This is a genomic window from Methanoculleus horonobensis, assembly GCF_001602375.1.
Taxonomy (GTDB): Archaea; Halobacteriota; Methanomicrobia; order Methanomicrobiales; family Methanoculleaceae; genus Methanoculleus; species Methanoculleus horonobensis.
In genome coordinates, this window is sequence record NZ_BCNY01000013.1 from 124,520 (window position 1) to 140,860 (window position 16,341).

At 65.0% G+C, this 16,341-nt stretch carries 16 protein-coding genes and 1 other RNA gene; 5 read left to right on the forward strand and 12 right to left on the reverse strand.

Going from position 1 to position 16,341, the window contains the following annotated elements:
- Positions 1–4: 4 nt before the first annotated feature.
- Together MCUHO_RS03660 and MCUHO_RS03665 are read right to left on the reverse strand one after the other, a co-directional pair.
- The gene (locus tag MCUHO_RS03660) at positions 5–571 is read right to left on the reverse strand and encodes a TIGR00296 family protein (protein ID WP_067073485.1); all 567 of its coding nucleotides are present in this window, start codon (positions 569–571) and stop codon (positions 5–7) included.
- Positions 572–600: 29 nt separating this feature from the next.
- Positions 601–1,161 (reverse strand): hypothetical protein, encoded by a 561-nt coding sequence (locus MCUHO_RS03665; RefSeq protein ID WP_067073487.1) that lies wholly within the window; start codon positions 1,159–1,161, stop codon positions 601–603.
- A 169-nt stretch (positions 1,162–1,330) separates the two neighbouring features.
- On the opposite strand from MCUHO_RS03665, the gene rnpB reads away from it, so the two are divergent.
- Positions 1,331–1,673, forward strand: an RNA gene (gene rnpB, locus MCUHO_RS03670) — RNase P RNA component.
- Positions 1,674–1,715: 42 nt separating this feature from the next.
- On the opposite strand, the gene MCUHO_RS03675 is transcribed toward rnpB, so the two are convergent.
- Entirely contained in the window at positions 1,716–1,976 is a 261-nt protein-coding gene (locus tag MCUHO_RS03675) for a hypothetical protein (RefSeq protein WP_067073490.1), read from the reverse strand.
- An 83-nt stretch (positions 1,977–2,059) separates the two neighbouring features.
- Here MCUHO_RS03675 and MCUHO_RS03680 point away from each other — a divergent pair, with 83 nt between their 5' ends.
- Positions 2,060–2,614 (forward strand): CBS domain-containing protein, encoded by a 555-nt coding sequence (locus MCUHO_RS03680; RefSeq protein WP_067073493.1) that lies wholly within the window; start codon positions 2,060–2,062, stop codon positions 2,612–2,614.
- A gap of 2 nt (positions 2,615–2,616) precedes the next feature.
- Here MCUHO_RS03680 and tpiA read toward each other — a convergent pair whose 3' ends face one another.
- The gene (tpiA, locus tag MCUHO_RS03685; protein WP_067074465.1) at positions 2,617–3,285 is read right to left on the reverse strand and encodes a triose-phosphate isomerase; all 669 of its coding nucleotides are present in this window, start codon (positions 3,283–3,285) and stop codon (positions 2,617–2,619) included.
- Positions 3,286–4,228: 943 nt separating this feature from the next.
- Here tpiA and MCUHO_RS03690 point away from each other — a divergent pair.
- Entirely contained in the window at positions 4,229–4,564 is a 336-nt protein-coding gene (locus MCUHO_RS03690) for a hypothetical protein (RefSeq protein ID WP_067073495.1), read from the forward strand.
- Between the two features lie 87 nt (positions 4,565–4,651).
- Here MCUHO_RS03690 and MCUHO_RS03695 read toward each other — a convergent pair whose 3' ends face one another.
- The gene (locus tag MCUHO_RS03695; protein ID WP_067073498.1) at positions 4,652–7,183 is read right to left on the reverse strand and encodes a DUF3656 domain-containing U32 family peptidase; all 2,532 of its coding nucleotides are present in this window, start codon (positions 7,181–7,183) and stop codon (positions 4,652–4,654) included.
- A 97-nt stretch (positions 7,184–7,280) separates the two neighbouring features.
- On the opposite strand from MCUHO_RS03695, the gene MCUHO_RS03700 reads away from it, so the two are divergent.
- Positions 7,281–8,081 (forward strand): pyrroline-5-carboxylate reductase family protein, encoded by an 801-nt coding sequence (locus MCUHO_RS03700; RefSeq protein ID WP_067073500.1) that lies wholly within the window; start codon positions 7,281–7,283, stop codon positions 8,079–8,081.
- A gap of 81 nt (positions 8,082–8,162) precedes the next feature.
- The gene (locus MCUHO_RS03705; protein WP_067073502.1) at positions 8,163–8,792 is read left to right on the forward strand and encodes a type I 3-dehydroquinate dehydratase; all 630 of its coding nucleotides are present in this window, start codon (positions 8,163–8,165) and stop codon (positions 8,790–8,792) included.
- A 519-nt stretch (positions 8,793–9,311) separates the two neighbouring features.
- Here MCUHO_RS03705 and aroC read toward each other — a convergent pair.
- From aroC to MCUHO_RS03740, 7 genes are read right to left on the reverse strand one after another with little or no spacing between them, the layout of a single operon-like run.
- Positions 9,312–10,331 carry a chorismate synthase gene (aroC, locus tag MCUHO_RS03710; protein ID WP_067073505.1) on the reverse strand — a complete coding sequence of 340 codons (1,020 nt, stop codon included), beginning with the start codon at positions 10,329–10,331 and terminating at the stop codon, positions 9,312–9,314.
- Positions 10,328–11,692, reverse strand: coding sequence for a shikimate dehydrogenase (gene aroE / locus MCUHO_RS03715; protein ID WP_084385909.1), 1,365 nt, complete (start codon positions 11,690–11,692; stop codon positions 10,328–10,330). Before aroE ends, aroC begins: the two co-directional genes overlap by 4 nt.
- Positions 11,689–12,957: a 3-phosphoshikimate 1-carboxyvinyltransferase gene (gene aroA / locus MCUHO_RS03720; RefSeq protein WP_067073514.1), complete on the reverse strand. Its 1,269-nt coding sequence runs from the start codon at positions 12,955–12,957 to the stop codon at positions 11,689–11,691. The genes aroE and aroA overlap by 4 nt, the downstream gene beginning before the upstream one ends.
- Entirely contained in the window at positions 12,954–13,745 is a 792-nt protein-coding gene (locus MCUHO_RS03725) for a prephenate dehydratase (RefSeq protein ID WP_067073516.1), read from the reverse strand. Before MCUHO_RS03725 ends, aroA begins: the two co-directional genes overlap by 4 nt.
- Positions 13,742–14,566 carry a prephenate dehydrogenase/arogenate dehydrogenase family protein gene (locus MCUHO_RS03730; RefSeq protein ID WP_067073518.1) on the reverse strand — a complete coding sequence of 275 codons (825 nt, stop codon included), beginning with the start codon at positions 14,564–14,566 and terminating at the stop codon, positions 13,742–13,744. The genes MCUHO_RS03725 and MCUHO_RS03730 overlap by 4 nt, the downstream gene beginning before the upstream one ends.
- Positions 14,567–14,571: 5 nt before the next feature.
- Positions 14,572–15,558, reverse strand: coding sequence for a 3-dehydroquinate synthase II (locus tag MCUHO_RS03735; protein WP_067073520.1), 987 nt, complete (start codon positions 15,556–15,558; stop codon positions 14,572–14,574).
- The gene (locus MCUHO_RS03740) at positions 15,555–16,340 is read right to left on the reverse strand and encodes a 2-amino-3,7-dideoxy-D-threo-hept-6-ulosonate synthase (RefSeq protein ID WP_067074469.1); all 786 of its coding nucleotides are present in this window, start codon (positions 16,338–16,340) and stop codon (positions 15,555–15,557) included. The genes MCUHO_RS03735 and MCUHO_RS03740 overlap by 4 nt, the downstream gene beginning before the upstream one ends.
- Position 16,341 lies beyond the last annotated feature (1 nt).

Here is a 16,341-nt window from a genome sequence, read left to right on the forward strand (position 1 = left end):
CGGATTAAACCGCCTTTTCTTCGAATATCTGCCCCTCGAACGTCTGCACGGCGACATCGCCGCGTTTCCAGCACCCGGGCGGAAGCCCCGCCTTGGCGCAGGTCTGGTCGAGGAACTCTCTGCTGCTCCAGCCGTACTCGGTCGGGACCTGCGGGAGGAGAAGACCTCCTCTCCCGAGGCCGCTGACGATCAGGCCGTGCTTCCCGACTTCGACGTGGTCGAGGCGCTCCTCCGGCGGGCAGTCGAGCGTCAGGGGAAGCGTGAGCACCGTCACCTCGAGTTCGAGGGCGTCGAGTTCCGACCGCGATACCGGCGGGAACCGGGGATCCTCGAGGGCCGCCGATGCTGCCGCCTCGACGATCGCGTCGCCGAGCGGTTTTACCGGGTACGGGAGGCCGATACAGCCTCGGAGGTGCCCCTGCCGCTTTATCGTGACGAAGACGCCGCGCTTCTCCCCAAAAATCTCCGGGAGATCGGGCTGCACCATCCGTTTGCCGTCGACGGCGTTCTCGACGGCGCTCCGTGCCAGTCGAACTGCCGTTCTGCCTTCTTCCGGGGTCAGCATTTCCATCAAAATGGGTTGTATGATATTGAATACTTTTAGTCTTTCTCGGGTGAAGAGGAAGCGGGAGCATCGAGAGAAGAGGTGACGGAACAGGGCACGTTGCCCTCGGGGCGCACCAGAACGGTCAGGGTCTCGCCCGCGGGGATGGGCCGGTCGAGGCAGAGGCGGATCATGCACTCTTCCCCGGCACCGAGGAGGTTACCGCCCCCGGGCGTTGCCGCCGACCATGTCCCCGGTTCCGGGAGGAGGTCTTTGGACGGGGCGAGGATCTCGAGGTAACTCCCTGCCATGACCGTCACGGTGGCCCGGGCAAGGTCGACCGGATCGCCTTCCCCGGTATGGGCGACGCGGACGGCGACGGTATCGACGAAGGCCCCGGAGGGCCCCGGAACCGACGAGGAGCCGGTGACCCCCCCGACCGGTTCAAGACATGGTTCGCCTGCAGTGCAGACAGGATACATATTCGAGTCAAGCGTTGAGCCGCCGTTCATGCCGCCCACCCCGTACGAGACGAGCGAGAAGAGTGTGGTGACCGCGACGAACGCCGCAAAGATTGCCGCTAGCTCCAGGTGTGTATGAACTTCGTTTCCCCCCATGGTAACGCCAATGGTAAGACCCCGGAACCGGTATAAAAACGTATCTCCATCCAGGGTGTGCGCGGCTGAACGGGAAATGCCCACAAAATGGTTCTATTTCCGGCAGATCCGGGTGAACCCGGGCGGAGCACCCGTACGGGTATATACTCCCGCGATGAATAGTATAGGGGAGAGGGAGAGTGCGGCCGACGGTGGCACATGCTTGTGCCGCTGAGGAAAGTCCTCCCACCAGCCAGACACGCAGCCGCATGCAAGTGCGGGTGGCGAGAGTCACGGCAATGACACAGAAACGACACGGCCCGCCGTCAGTGATGAAACGATCGAGCCTCCGTCAGGAGGCGAGCGGCGCGGGTTTCCGCGCAACTCGTTGAACGCAGCGGCGGGAAACGATGAAACGGTGAATCCCTGCGGGTGCAAGCCAGAATCGGGCATATGGATCGTCTGGTATCCGCCCAGGTATGGCGCGTAGCTGAATGCCGCACCGAACAGAAGGAGGCTTACTCCTCCCACTCTTCACAATCGCGAGCTCTTTTCAATAAAACCGTTATAGAGCCTCAGCCGCCCCGCGGTCTCAGGTCAATCTCTTCAAACGTCACGACGTGCGAATCGAAGACGTCGCCCCGCTCGTTTATGGAGATCTGGACGAAGATCTCGGCGGGTGCGTTCTCCATGGATACGACGTCGCCGTGCTCCGCCCTGACTTCGAAGCCGATGACCTCCAGTTCGCTCCGGACGGCGTCCCGGGTGTAGTAGGTCGAGAGGATATCCCTGACCTTCATAAGGACGGCCTGCTGTTCTTCCTCCGTTACAGCCATACCCTCCCATGCCCCCGGGGGTATATTAACCTCTCCGGTGCCCACAGGCAAATATATACGTAAAAATTACCTTTAGTAATAAGATGGAGATTCCCACCCCGGCGGAACTGCGGGAAAAAAGGCTCCGAATGGGCTTAAAGCAGGCTGATGTGGCCCGCATGGCTGGAATCAGCCAGTCCATGGTCGCGCGTATCGAGGCGGGCAGCGTTGACCCGAGGGTGAGCACGCTCGCCAAGATCGTGGACGTCCTGCGGGCAGCGGAGCACTCGGCAATCACGGCGGCAGACGTGATGCACACACCCGTACTCTCCGTCGGCCCGGACGATTCCGTCGGCCGCGCTGTCGAGATCATGGGCACAAACGGTATCTCCCAGCTGCCGGTGCTCGATAACGAGGTTCCCGTCGGGTGCATATCCGAATCGGCGATCATGAACGCCATGGAGGAAGGAGGGCTCCACCAGACGCACCGGAAACTGGTGCGGGACTACCTGGAACCCGGGTTTCCGACGGTTCCCCCGTCGGCGCCGATCGATACGGTCGTTCACCTCCTGCACCACAGCCACGCGGTCGTCGTTATCGAGAAGGGGAAGGTGCAGGGCGTGATCACCAAGCACGACCTGATATCGTTGATCACCTGATTTTAGAGCAGCGAGACCAGGTCCCGGAGAACCGCTTCGGGATCCTCGGCCTTGACCACGCTTGAGGCGAGGAGAACGCCGCATGTCCCGAGGTCGACGGCGATCTTCACGCACTCGCCCGACTGGATGCCCGCCCCGGTCAGGACTTTCACGTCCGGGTTCACCGCCCGGACGGCGTTGACCGACCGCTCGATGATCCCCGGGTCGGCCTTCGAGACCGAGACGCCGCTCCCGATCAGTTCCGGTGGCTCGATTGCCACGTAGTCGGGCCGGAGGGCTGCGGCGGCGGCGCTCGTCGCGTCGTTGTTGGTGCAGACGACCGTCTCGAGGTGGAGCCTCCGGGCGCTCTCGACGCAGGCGTCGATATCGGCCAGGGTGAGGCGGCGCTCGGAGTGGTTGATCAGGGTGCCCCGTGCGCCCGCCGACCGGACGGCTTCCGGAAGAATATGGCCGGTATGGGCACCGGGCGTAATCGCATCGATGTGCTGGGCGTAGACCGGGATCGCGTAGTGGTGGCTCATCGGGTGGAGCTCGGTGAAGACCGGCGCGATGCCGATGACGGCTCCGCTCTCTTTTGCCACGATCTCGGCCGCAGCGGCGATTCGGTGAGCGTTGCTGCCCATACCCTCCTGATAGGTCTTGAGATTGACCAGAATGAACGGGGAATCCATATTCATAACCTCATAACAAGTAGATACATACTATATTTCCTTTACAAGCATTCGAAAGACATTTGTGTAATTCATCACGGGGGTGATAATACCTACGCACGATCTCGCTCACGGTGTTAAATCGTTAGATTAAACTCCCCATGCGATAAGCGTTTTTCATATGGGAAAAAAGTCTCATCATCATCACCACCATAGCAAAAAACGGAAACCGAGTCGCTCGACGCTCTCAAAAATTTACAGAAAGTTCGAACGGTTCTCAGCGCACCACCCCATTGCTTCAGCTGGTCTGTACCTCTTTGCCTCGCTTGTTCTCTTTAGAATCGCGCTCTTTGATCCTTCCTTCCGTATGCATACCCATCTCAATGAGTTCCATTTCTGGATTGCTGTCATAGCAATGATCATGGTTTTCGTTGCGCTGTTATCGGTTCGCGCATGGTGGAAGCGGAAGGTACCGGATTTCCACATCAAAGGAACTGGCGATATGACATGGAAGAACCGATAGATGTTGATGAGAATATTCCCAAACTTCCTCTTTCAATACAGATAGTTCGCATAAAAACTGTAGCTAAGTTGGAACTGTAAGATTGTGTTCACAGACCTCCCGATTACGGAGTTCTGTCGGCTATCGCCACGCACTGCCCCCGCCCCCCGGGGCGGGGGAGGAGGCCGGAGGCCGGGTGGAGTGGGGGTTACAGGAATCCCTTAGTGGTGAGACAGGGGAGAGGGATGCTCCCCCCTCCCCGTCAGCCCCTCCCCACATGGCGATACCGGGATAAGATCCGTTCTACATTCTGGCTTCTACTACAGATCAAGTGGGAAAAAACTTCATACTGCGTTCCGATCACGATAAAACAAAGTTTTGCAGACCTTTCTGGGAGGAACCCTGTAAAATAGTTCCATCTAGAAAGAAAATGCTTATCTGTACATGACGTAAGGGAGTCGTATGGATCGGGCTGTGTATATAAGGTTTAACCAAGATTCTATCTCAGTAGAAACAGTTGCGCCGAAATTTCATCAGATAAAAGAGATATCCGAGCAGATGAGGACATTAATCGGCTTCTTTCTTGGAAGAAATGAGATCGCTGGCCTGGTGAAGAAGTCGGATGGAAATGTATATGCACGAATTAAAGGTGAGATTGATCACACGCACCTTATGGAACAATATGAAGAAATTCGTTTAAACTGGTTGAATTTGATTGATTCTCCGGAAACAGGGTTATCCAGTTCCGAGTGCGAATGGTGTAAAGAACAGCTTGGCATGATCCGCTTAGTCGAGTAGTTTTTCACGTTCTCTGGAGATTAAAAAAAACTGTGTGCCTAGATTCCTCGCGGATGATTCCGGCACAAGTTCTCTTCGTAACCAGCCTCACTCCTCTATCCCCCTGACAAAGTGCCCGCCGGTGATGCCGCCGAGTGCCCGCCGTTTCACCTCGTCCTTGAGCGCGGAAAGCATGCCGGGGTCTCCTCGTCCTGCAGCGTCGATCCCCGCCCGGTAGATCCCGGCCATATCCCCGGCATAGCGGGCCCCCCGTCCCCGTGCGTCGATGGCGACGGCATCGATCCCCATCCCTGCGATCCGGGGGAGGCGATCGATGAGAGAGGTCTCGACGGCGTTTGCGATATACGTCCGCCCCTCGTTGTCGCACCGGAGCGGGAAGACGCGGTTTCTTCCGTCCTGGAGGCCCAGGAACCGGCCGCCGGGCTCTTTTCCGGTGACTGCCGCCGCGAGCCTGTCCTCGGTCACCATCGCCTCGACGTTGCCCTGCACCAGCACCTCGAGTTCGGGGGTATCCCCGGCCAGGGCCGCAAGCCCGGCAAGGTCGTCGGCCGGGAGTTCGGGGGAGGCCGTACACCGCAGGAAGAGCGGCGCGAGTTCCGCGGCGGCGCGGTGGTTCCAGAGGTTCAGCCCGGCGGCGCCGTAGAGCGCCATCCGGGGTTCGGCCCGCCGCACCGCGTCCGCTGCGCCCGTCCCGCTCACCATCACCCCGCGGACGCCCGCATGGTAGAGCGACGGGAGGAGTGGGGCTGCAGCGTCGAGGAAGGTGCGCCGGGTGATCGACGGCCATTTCCAGACGAGATCCGCTCCTGCCTCCCGGCAGACGGCGGCGGCCTCCTCGAGGAGGCCGGGAACGGAGACCTCCAGGTAGACGGTGCGGGCGCCGCCCCGGACGGCGGCCTCTGCCTCTTCGAGGGTACTGGTGTAGACCGAGACCGACGGAAGCCGTTCTTCTCTTCCCGATCCCGCCGGCCGCTCCAGCCCGGCGATGGCCTTCCCGGCCCGTTCCCGCGCAGCATGCACCGCATCCTCCCCGGGACGCCGTGCGGCGAGCACCGCCTCCCCGACTCTCTCCAGGAATGCTCGCCGGACCCGGTTCAACTCGCCAAGCGGCGCGAAGAGCCCGCCGGGGTAGCGGAGCGTCAGGTTCCGGATCGCAAACGGCGTCCCCCCGGTCTTTGTCAGCTGCTCCGCAATCTGCTCTTCGATGAGCGGCCGGCTCCGTGCCGGCTCCATCACGAGGTCGGAGCGGTAGCGCACCCGGAGCGGTTCGCCGCCGTCCGGGTCGACGACCGCCTCGAGGTCGGGCGTCCCATCCTCCCAGACGACCGTCACGTCGAGCGGCAGTGGTTGCAGGGGCCTTTCCAGGATCCGCTTCGTCCGCTCCTCGAGATCCGCGCTCTTCGTCAGGAAGACCCGGGCGCCGGGATCGACGGGTGCAGGGACGGAGAGCCGCACCGTGCCGGAGCGGACGGCGGGGGTGCCGCGGACGACCGCTCCTGCGTCGCGGTCGGGGTCGTCGGTGCAGAAGGCGAGCCCGTCACCGGAACGCGGCACGAGATCGCCCGTAAGGCGCACGGTCGCCTCCCGCCTCCGCGAGTCGTAACCGGTGACCGTGCCGAGCGGGAGACCCCGGTTCCCGGGCCGGTCGCGGGCCATGATCTCGCGGGCGCCGAGGATGTAGCCCTCCGTGAACTCCCGGTTGAACGCAAGCGCAAGGTCGCGCATATCCTCCCGCGAGGGCGACCAGTCTTCCCCGGCGGCGATCGCGTCGAGAGCACGCCGGTAGATGGCCGTCACCGTGGCAACGTACTCCACCGAGCGCATCCTCCCCTCTATCTTGAGCGAAGCCACCGGCGCACGTGCAAGAACGTCGAGGCGGGGATATACCGAGAGATCCCGGGTCGAGAGCAGGTAACGGTCATCTCCGGGCACGGCACGGAGGTTCCTCGGGCGCCCGTACTCATCCGTCCCGGCGGCCATGAGCCGATAGGGCTTCCGGCAGGGCTGGGCGCACATCCCGCGGTTCCCGCTCCGTCCCCCGATGACCGAGGAGAGGAGGCACTGGCCCGAGTAGCAGTAGCAGAGCGCCCCGTGAGCGAAGACCTCGATCCCGATCCCCCGCGCTCCGGCATCGGCCGCGATATCCTCGATCTCGGATAGGGTAAGCTCCCGGGCGAGCACCGCGCGGGAGAACCCCTCCCGTGCCGCTCGCGCCACGCCCTCCCGGTTGTGGATCGCCATCTGGGTCGAGGCGTGGAGTATGAGGTCCGGGACGATCTCCCGGGCAAGCGCCGCCACCCCGAGGTCCTGCACCAGGACGGCGTCGACCCCGATCTCGTAGAGGTGGAGGAGGTAGCGAGCGACGTCGGGGAGTTCGGCGTCCCGGACGAGGACGTTTACGGTGACGTAGACCCTGACACCGTGGAGGTGCGCGTAACCGACGGCTGATTCGAGTTCCTCGTCGGAGAAGTTCGCCGCGTAGTGCCTGGCTCCGAACCGCCGGCCGGCAAGGTAGACGGCATCGGCACCGGCGGCAACCGCTGCGGCCAGGGCCTCCGGCGACCCGGCCGGAGCAAGCAGTTCCGGCAACACGGACGTCTTATGGTGATCGTGCGGCATCTGTTCCGTACCGTTCGCTCTGGCGGCCTATATACCCACCCCGGATGAAGCGGGTATCCTTTTTGGGCAGGAGAACGATCTGGAGAGGGGCTATTGTATGGATTGCACAGGAATTATCGGCTACGGGCACATGGGCGGCATGCTGGTGAACGGATTTCTCTCGTCCGGTGTGCTCGGCATCGATGAGGTCGTGGTTACGTCCAGGAGCCGGGAGAGCCGGGATGCATGCGCCGCAGCGTGGCCGGGCATCGGCATCGCTAGAGCGAACAGGGAACTCGCCCGGCGGTGCCGCACGATCGTCCTCGCCGTCAGGCCGCAGGAGATAGAAGAAGTCCTCCGCGAGATCGTCCCCGTGATGGACGGTGACGAGCATATCGTCTCGCTCGCCGCAGGCATCAGCCTCGCGGAGCTTGAGGGGACGTTTTCGGGTTCGGTCACCCGGGTCGTTCCCACGATCACCTCCACGGTCGGGCGGGGGACGACGCTTATCTGCCACGGGCGGCAGGTGGGCATGCACGACGCTCGCCGGGTGGAGGGGCTCTTCTCGTCCATCGGGAACGTTATGCTCGTCGGCGAGGAAGAACTCCCGGCGGCCACCATACTCTCGAGCTGCGGGCCGGGGCTGCTCGCCGCCATCATCGAGGAATTTGCGGCCGCAACAGTCCGTGCGAGCGGTCTTACGCCGGTTCAGGCACTTGGCCTCGCAACGGAGACGGCGGCGGCTACGGCCGCCTACCTCCGGGAGACCGGCGAGACCCCCGGCGATCTGGTCGGGCGGGTCGCGACCGGCGGCGGCGTCACGGAGGTCGGTGTCAGGGGGCTCCGGGAACGGCTGCCGGAAGTCTTCGACGAGGCGGTCGCTGCCATGCTGGAACGCTACGGTACGGTGGGGAAGTGACGGCAGGCCGGAACTCCTCCCGATCTCCGGGCGACCGGAGGCAGACTTTTAAGTGATAGGGCGGGAATACATCCGGTAACTATGAAGATCGTCGTCTCTGTGGAGGATGCCGCCGCTATCGACGAGGTGGCGGAGTACAACCCGACGTTCATCGAGATCAGGCTTGACAGGATGGAGGGGGATCTGCTGGATCAGGTTCGTGCCATCCGGGAGAAGACCGATATCCCGCTGATCGCCACGCTCAGGAGCAGGGACGAGGGGGGCCGGTTTGTCGGCGATGCGGATCTCTGGGCCCGGATCGTCGGGCCGATAGCACGGTACGTCGATATCGTGGACGTGGAAGCACGTTACCGGGATCACGCGCCGTTCATCAAGAGTCAGGGGGTCCAGATCCTTGCGTCGCTCCACACGAACGAGATGCCCACATCGCCGGAACTCGGGAGGATCGAGGAGATGCTCCGGTCATACGGCGATATCCCGAAGATCGTCGTGCGCCCTAAGACCCGTGAAGACCTCTTCGAACTCGTCCTCTTCACCCACCAGGCCCAGAAACCGATCTGCACGAGCATCATGGGCGCCGAGTTCCGCTACGCCCGTGCAATCCTGCCCCTCTTCGGGTCGGAGTTCGTCTTCTGCCATGCCGGCACCCCGACGGCCGAAGGGCAGTACCACATACGGGAGATGCGGCAGCTTGCGGATCTGCTGAAGTGAGGGGGGGGTTCGACATGATCCGGGGTGGGATTTTTGGAGCCAGAGACTGCATCCGGCAAAACAGTGGATTTATGAACACGAAGGTTCGAGTGCCGCTAGGTTCCAGCTCGCGCTGTGAAAACGAAGGACTGTTTACCACATCGCCGACCACGGCTTTCCATTGAGTATCGCCACGCACTGCCCCCGCCCCCTGGGGCGGGGGAGGAGGCCGGAGGCCGGGTGGGGTGGGGGTTTGCAACTGTCAACTTGTGGGCGGCAACTGCCTAAAGACAAGAGTTCGAGCACGGTTTATGCAAGTTGGAGACAGGGGAGGGGGGTCGCCCCCCTCCCCGTCAGCCCCTCCCCCAATGGCGATACCCCCACGGTCCACCGCATCGGGCCTTACTTGATATCCGTTGGTCTAGCAATCTCGGTTCCACAGGGATAGCGATACCTCGCAAGGCAGGAGCCTTAAAACCCTTCCCTAAAGGGACTGCCCTGCTCCTGCCTTACCCCCCCACTCAAAGACCTCCGGTCTTCTCAAGCTCCGACCCCATGGCCCGTCGCACCAAACCCCCGATACTTCCCCTGCTCGAGCATCGCATCCATGAGAACCATCGCGAGCATGCACTCCGCGACCGGAACGATCCGCGGCGCGATACAGGGGTCGTGCCGCCCTTCGACTGTTATCTCCCGCTCCTTCCCGGCGATATCGACGGTCCGCTGCGCCTTGCGTATCGAGGGCGTCGGTTTGACAGCAAGCCGGACGACGATCTCCTGCCCGGTGCTGATCCCGCCGAGGATGCCTCCCGCGTGGTTGCTTGCAAACCCGGCTCCGGTGATGGGGTCGTTCATCTCGCTCCCGAGGAGCCGGGCGGATCCGAACCCCTCGCCGAGCTCGACGCCCTTCACCGCACCGATCCCCATCATCGCCCCGGCGATGGCGGCGTCGAGTTTCCCGAATACCGGGTCGCCGAGCCCCGCCGGGCACCCGGTGGCCGTCACCTCGACGATCCCGCCCACGGAGTCGCCCGCATCCCGGGCGGCACGGATCTCCGCTTCCATCGCTGCCGGATCCGTCGCGGCGTGCACCTCGATGACGCTCCCGTGGATCGCGATGCCGCAGGGTGCAAGGCAGCGGATCGCCACCGCCCCCGCCGCGACCCGGGCAAGGGTCTCCCGGCCCGAACTCCTCCCGCCGCCGCGGTGGTCGCGGCGCCCGTACTTCGCCTGCCAGGTGTAGTCGGCGTGCCCCGGCCGGAAGACGTCCCGGATCGCGTCGTAGTCCTCCGACCGGACGTCCCGGTTCCTGACGAGAAGTGCGACCGGAGCGCCGGTCGTCTTTCCTTCAAAAATCCCCGAGAGGATCTCCACCCGGTCGGCCTCCTGCCGGCCGGACTCGAGCGGGCTCTTCCCCGGCCGTCTGCGGTCGAGGTAGGGCTGGATATCCGCCTCCGTGAGGGGGATGCCCGGCGGGCAGCCGTCGACGACCGCTCCCACTGCCAGCCCGTGGCTCTCGCCGAACGTCGTGCACCTGAAGTTTCTTCCGAACGTATTCATGCAAGCATCTCCCGAACCAGTTCGGGCGTGACCGCGATCCCGGTGATCAGCCGGAACTGCTCCGTCGCCTGGTGGACGAACATCTCTGTGCCGGGGATCGTCTCGCACCCGGCCTCTTGCGCCGCCCGGATGAGGGGCGTCTCCGGCGGCGTGTAGACGAGGTCGAAGACGGTCGTCTTCCGCTCGAGATCGCAGGGGGCGAGCAGGCTCCGGATGTCGGGCTCCATCCCGACCGGGGTCGTGTGCACCACTACATCGGCGTCGCCCCCCTTGAACTCTTCCAGTGCCCCCCACCGGCACCTGAACCGTTCGGCGAGCGTCCTCGCCGCCTCCGGCCGCCGGGCAAGCACCGTCACGTCCATATCAAGCGTTCTGAGCGCGTAGACCGCCGCAGCCGCTGCACCGCCGGCGCCGAGGACAACCGCCCGTGCCCCCTGCCGGTGGGCGAGCGGGATCTGTACGCCCAGCCAGTCGGTGTTATGGCCGTACATCCTCCCGCCGCACCAGACAATGGTGTTCACCGCCCCGATCGCCGCCGCGTGATCGTCAATCTCATCGAGATGGCGCATTACGTCGGTCTTAAACGGGATGGTGACGGAGAGGCCCTTCAGGGGAAGGAGGGTCGCGAGGCGGATGATGACTCCCGCATCCGGCCACTCGAAGCGGGTGTAATGATAGTTCATCCCGAAGTGCGCAAAGAGCCGGTTGTAGAGGAGCGGGCTCCTGCTGTGGGCACAGGGGTTCCCGGCGATGCCGCAGACCATGAGACCCGGATCCCGGTCGACCATCTCCCGGACGGTCTCGAGTCCGAACTTCGAGAGGAGGTTGTCCCGCTCGCGCCGTTCATCGGGGGAACGGACGCTTTCCCCGTGAATCTGCCCCAGAATGATCTCGGCAGCCTCGTCCGGCGTGCGCCTTCCGGTATCGATGCAGATGTCGGCCGCGCCGAGATAAGCCTCCTTTCTCCGGAGAAGGAGGGTGCGCACCTCCTCCTCCGGGGGGAGAGCGGTCAGCCCCGGCCGGTCGCTCCCGGCGATCCGCTCGTGAATGATCCCGGGCGGGGCGGTGAGGAGGAAGACCCTGCCGTGCCGCCGGAGGTCGGTGACGTTTGCCGGGTCGCAGACCGCCCCGCCGCCGGTGCCGATCACGCCCTCCGCTGCCCGGAGCGACGCGACAACCTCACGCTCGAGAGCACGGAAGTGCGCTTCCCCGTGCTGTCGGAATAGCTCCGGGATCGGCATCCCGGCCCGCTGCTCGATAAGCGCATCGGTGTCATGGAGCGGCAGCCCGAGGCGGCTCGCGAGGATCCGCCCGACCGATGTCTTCCCGGTCCCCCGGAAGCCGATGAGGACGACCTTCACAGCAGCCCCTCCCCGTAAAGCGCCTCCCAGAACCCGGGGAAGGACTTCTCCACGCATTCGGGGTCACGGATCGCCATCCCCCCGACCGCGAGCCCGAGCACGGCAAACGCCATCGCCGTCCGGTGGTCGTCGTGCGGGTCGACGGCCACCCCGTGGAGGGGCGCGGGCGTGATCGTGAGGGAGTCCTCCGTCACCTCGACCCGCGCACCCATCCGCCGGAGGGTCTCCGCCGTCACCCCCACACGGTCGCTCTCCTTGTACTGCAGGTGCGCCGTCCCCGTGATCGTCGTCGGCGACCCTGCCGTTGCCGCCACCGCCGCGAGCGTCTGGACGGTGTCGGGGGACGAGGACATATCGATCTCGATGCCTTCGAGATCGCCTGTCCGCTCCACCGTCACCGCGTCGGTGCCGGAGGTCACCCGGCACCCCATCGCTTCGAGGGCTTCGAGGAACCGTCGGTCGCCCTGGACGGATGCCGGGTTCAGGCCCGTGACCGTGACCCTCCCGCCGCAGACGGCCGCGACCGCGAAGAGGTAGGACGCCGAGGAGTAGTCGCCCTCGACAGGATAGTCCCTCCCCCGGTAGGCTCTACCGCTCTGCACCCGGAACCAGTCGTAGCCCCGCCGTTCGATATGCGCGCCGAACCCGAGCATCACGTCCGCGGTCACGTCGAGGTACGACCGCGAGGCCGGGGCCGCCGGGAGGGTGAGTTCCACGTCCTCCTCCGCGTAGGGCGCCGCCATCAGGATGGACGAGACGAACTGGCTGCTGATGCTCCCGTCGATCGCCGTCCTCCCGCCCCGGAGCCTGCCGGAGATGCGGATGGGGGGAAACCCCGGTTCGCCGACGAACGCGACGTCACCCCCGAGGGCCCGGAGCGCTCCGGCAAGGGGGCCGACCGGCCGCTCGAGCATTCGCGGGCTCCCCGTCAGCACCACCGGGTGCTGCGAGAGGAGCGCCGCCGAGGTGAGGAGCCGCAACGTCGTCCCGGAGTTCCCGCAGTCGATCGTCACCTCTCCCGCCGCCGGGAAGGTGCCGCCGCAGCCGTCGACGGCGATCTCCCCCGGCAGCCACTCGAGCGGCACCCCGAGGGCTTCAAGCCCCCGGGCGGTCAGTTCCGTATCGGCCGCCCGGAGCGGCCGTGCGATCCGCGTTCTCCCCGAGCCGAGCGCTCCCGCGATCAGCGCCCGGTGGGTGTAACTCTTTGAGGGCGGCGCCGGAAACGCCGCGTCGACCGGGCCGGTCTGCGAGACGCGGACGATCATATCGGCATCTCCAGGCGGGCGTAGCACCCGAGTTCCCTGACGGTGGTCATGGTTTTGAGTTCCTCCTTTGCTTCCCGCCATCCTTCGGCGGTCTCCATGTCGATGAAGAACAGGTACTTCCCCATGCCCCGGCGGGACGGCCGCGACTCGATCCGGGTCAGGTTGATCCCGCGCCGGGCGAAGACCGCGAGGATATCGGCAAGGAGCCCGACCCGGTCGAGTTCTGGATCGACGAGGAGGCTGCACTTCGTGGCTCCCGCGATCTCATGGGGGAGAGCGGATATCTCGACGAACCGGGTGGTGTTGTCCCTGCTGTTCTGGACGTCCCGGACGGCAATCGGAAGGGCGTAGATCCGTGCCGCCGTCTCCGAGACGACCGCGCCAGCGCGGCTCTCTCTCTGCATCGCCATCGCGCTCGCCGCATTGCTGCTCGTGTGCACGACCTCCACCCCGAGGCTGTCGAGGAGGACGGAGCACTGCTCGTGCGTCTGCGGGTGGGCGTAGATGACCGAGAGGCGGGCGGGGTCTCCCCGGGCCGCGAGGTGGTGCCGGACGGGCATGTAAGCCTCTCCGGTGATCGAGACATCGAACTCCATCAGCCCCTGAAGGGTCTCCCCGACGCCGCCCGCCTCCGAGTTCTCGATCGGGACGAGCCCTTTCGCTCCGCCGGAAGCCACGCGTTTGATGATGGCGCGGATCGTCGGCAGGAGTTCGATATCGTCGCCGTAGAGCCTGGCCGCGAGTTCGTGGCTGACCGTCCCGGCCGGCCCGAGTGTTGCGACGGTCATCGGCTCACCACGTGGCTGATGAGGTCGTCGGTCTCTTCCGTTGCGGCCGCGAGGTAGGAGGCGTAGTGGCCGGCGTTCGCGGTAAAGAAGTCCTGGAACCGTTCGGCGTCCCCGGACTCGACGATCTCGCGGAGCGTCCGGACAGCCTCCTCGAACTGTGCAAGCACTTCCGGGACGGCCGGGTTCATCTGCAGGATGTCGCCGTAGAGCCCCGCATCCTGGGCGAGAAGCCGCCCGACGAACCCCATCTCGATCCGGTAGACGGGGCTCGTGAACCGGAGGGTCTCCGCGACGTCGGCGCCGGTCCGGCGGATGGCCTCCGCCTTTGCGAGCGTCCCGAAGTGGGTGAGCCCCTGGATCACCGCCATCATCCGGTCGTGGTCTTCCGGTGTCGAGAGGGTGATCGCCGCCCCCTGGTCGCGGAAGACGGATAAGAGTCCTTCAAGGGACTCCGGGCTGCACCGGGCCGGGGTCGCGACGATCGTCTGCCCCCGGAGCGACGCGGCGCCGGGCCCGAACATCGGGTGGAGCCCGATCACCTCCGCACGGGAGGCGAGCATCGCCCGGACGGGTTCGACCTTGAGGGATGTTACGTCGCAGAAGACCTGCTCCTCCGAGAGGAGCGGCGCGACCTCGCGGATCACCCCGACGGTGGCGCGGATGGGAACCGAGACCATGACGAGGTCCGCTGTCTCCGCGACGGCGCGGTTGGTGAGGGAGGTCGCAGTCCCCGAGACAATCGTCTCCCACCCGGCGGCCTCAAAGACCCCGGCAAAGAACCGCCCCATCTGTCCTGTACCGCCGATGATGCCTGCAAGCATTCCCGTCACTTCTCCAGGATCGTCTCTTTGACGGCGACGCCGAAGTGCCGCCCGCCCTCCGCGACGCTGCCGAGCACCCTGTCGCCGACCGCGAGGGCGGCGACCGATACGGCCGTCCCGTCCTCCCGGACGAGCCGGATCGTCTCGGCGTTCTGGAGAACCAGGCTCACTGTCGCGTCGCCGGCCTTCGCCTCGACGAGGAGGAGCGGGCGGCGCTCGATCTTCACCCTGCCGACGACCGCGTCGTGGGTCGGGCCGGTATGCTCCGCGACGAGCACCCTGTCTCCCACCGCGAGGTCGGCAAGGTACGCGGTCTTCCCGCCGGGGAGGAGGATGTAGGCGTGCACCGCCCCGGCGTTCACCCGGAACGGGCGCGGCGCTACGTAGGGGTTCTCCAGGGTCTCGGGATGCACCATCAGGAACGCCGATGAGGTGTTGCCGACGAGCATCCCTTCCCCGTCGGCGAGGATCGAGCAGGTGTCGACGCAGACCCTATCGCCCATCCCGACGGGGACGATCCGGGTCACCTCGAACGGGACGAGAGGAACCGCTTCGCCGGCGCCGGCGATCGTCTTCGCGACCCGCCGAACCTCCGCCGGATCGTCGGTCGAGAGAAGGATGCCCGCCGTCCCGCGTTCGAGGACGGTCAGGGCGACCTTCGCCTCGTCGGTGTTCCCGACCGCGGCGACGATCCGGTCGGACTGCGCGACGAGGTTCTCGAGCGGGATGACCGTCCAGTCCTGTGTCCTGACGATGACGTAGCCCCGCCGGGAGAGCCGGAGCGCCTCCTCTTCGGATTCCTTGTCGACGATCTCGATCTCGAAGACGTCTTTTCCGGGGACGAGATCGCCATTGTCTGCGACGGTCATCACCCGGCCGAGTTCCCGGACGCGCTCTGCGTCCTCGACGACCAGGGCGTCGGCGCCGCTCTCGAGCGCGGTCGTCGCAAGATCCTTCCTCCACGGCCGGAGATCGACCCAGAAGAGTTTCATCGCTCCGACCCCAGGGCTTCGGCCGCGCTTTTGCCCTCGTGCACCACCCGGGATATCGCAGCGATGAACCGGGCGGGGTCGTCGCGCTGGAAAGCGTTCCTTCCCATGCAGACGCCTGCCGCGCCCGCATCGATGGCGTCGCGGATGGTCGTGAGCGTCTCCACATCCCCGCTCTTCTCGCCGCCGGCGATCATCACCGGCACCGAGCAGGCGGCGGTGATCCGGCGGAACGTCTCCGGATCCCCGGTGTAGTTCGTCTTGATGAGGTCGGCCCCGAGCTCTTCCGCCACCCGGACGCAGTGCCCGATCGACTGCGGCGAGGTGGGGTCGATCCCCTTGCCGCGGGGGTAGATCATGATCAGGAGCGGTATCCCCCAGCGGTTGCAGTCGCGCACCACTTCGCCCGCCGATTCGAGCATCCTCGATTCGTTCGGCGCGCCGAGGTTGATGTGGATCGAGACCGCGTCGGCGCCGAGCGCGACCGCCTCCTCCACGGTGCAGACGATTACCTTATCATTGGGGTCCGGGTTCATCGAGGTGCTCGCGGAGAGGTGGACGATGAGCCCGATATCCTTTCCATGCTTCCGGTGCCCGCCTTTCACCATGCCCTTGTGGAGGACGATCGCGTTCGCCCCGCCCTCGCTCACCGCGTTGACCGTCTCGGTCATGTTGCAGAGCCCTTCGATCTGGCCCATCGTGAACCCGTGATCCATGGGGATGACCACGGCGCGGCCGGTGTTCCTGTCCATTATCCGCTCAAGGCGGATCTCTTTTCCTATCATA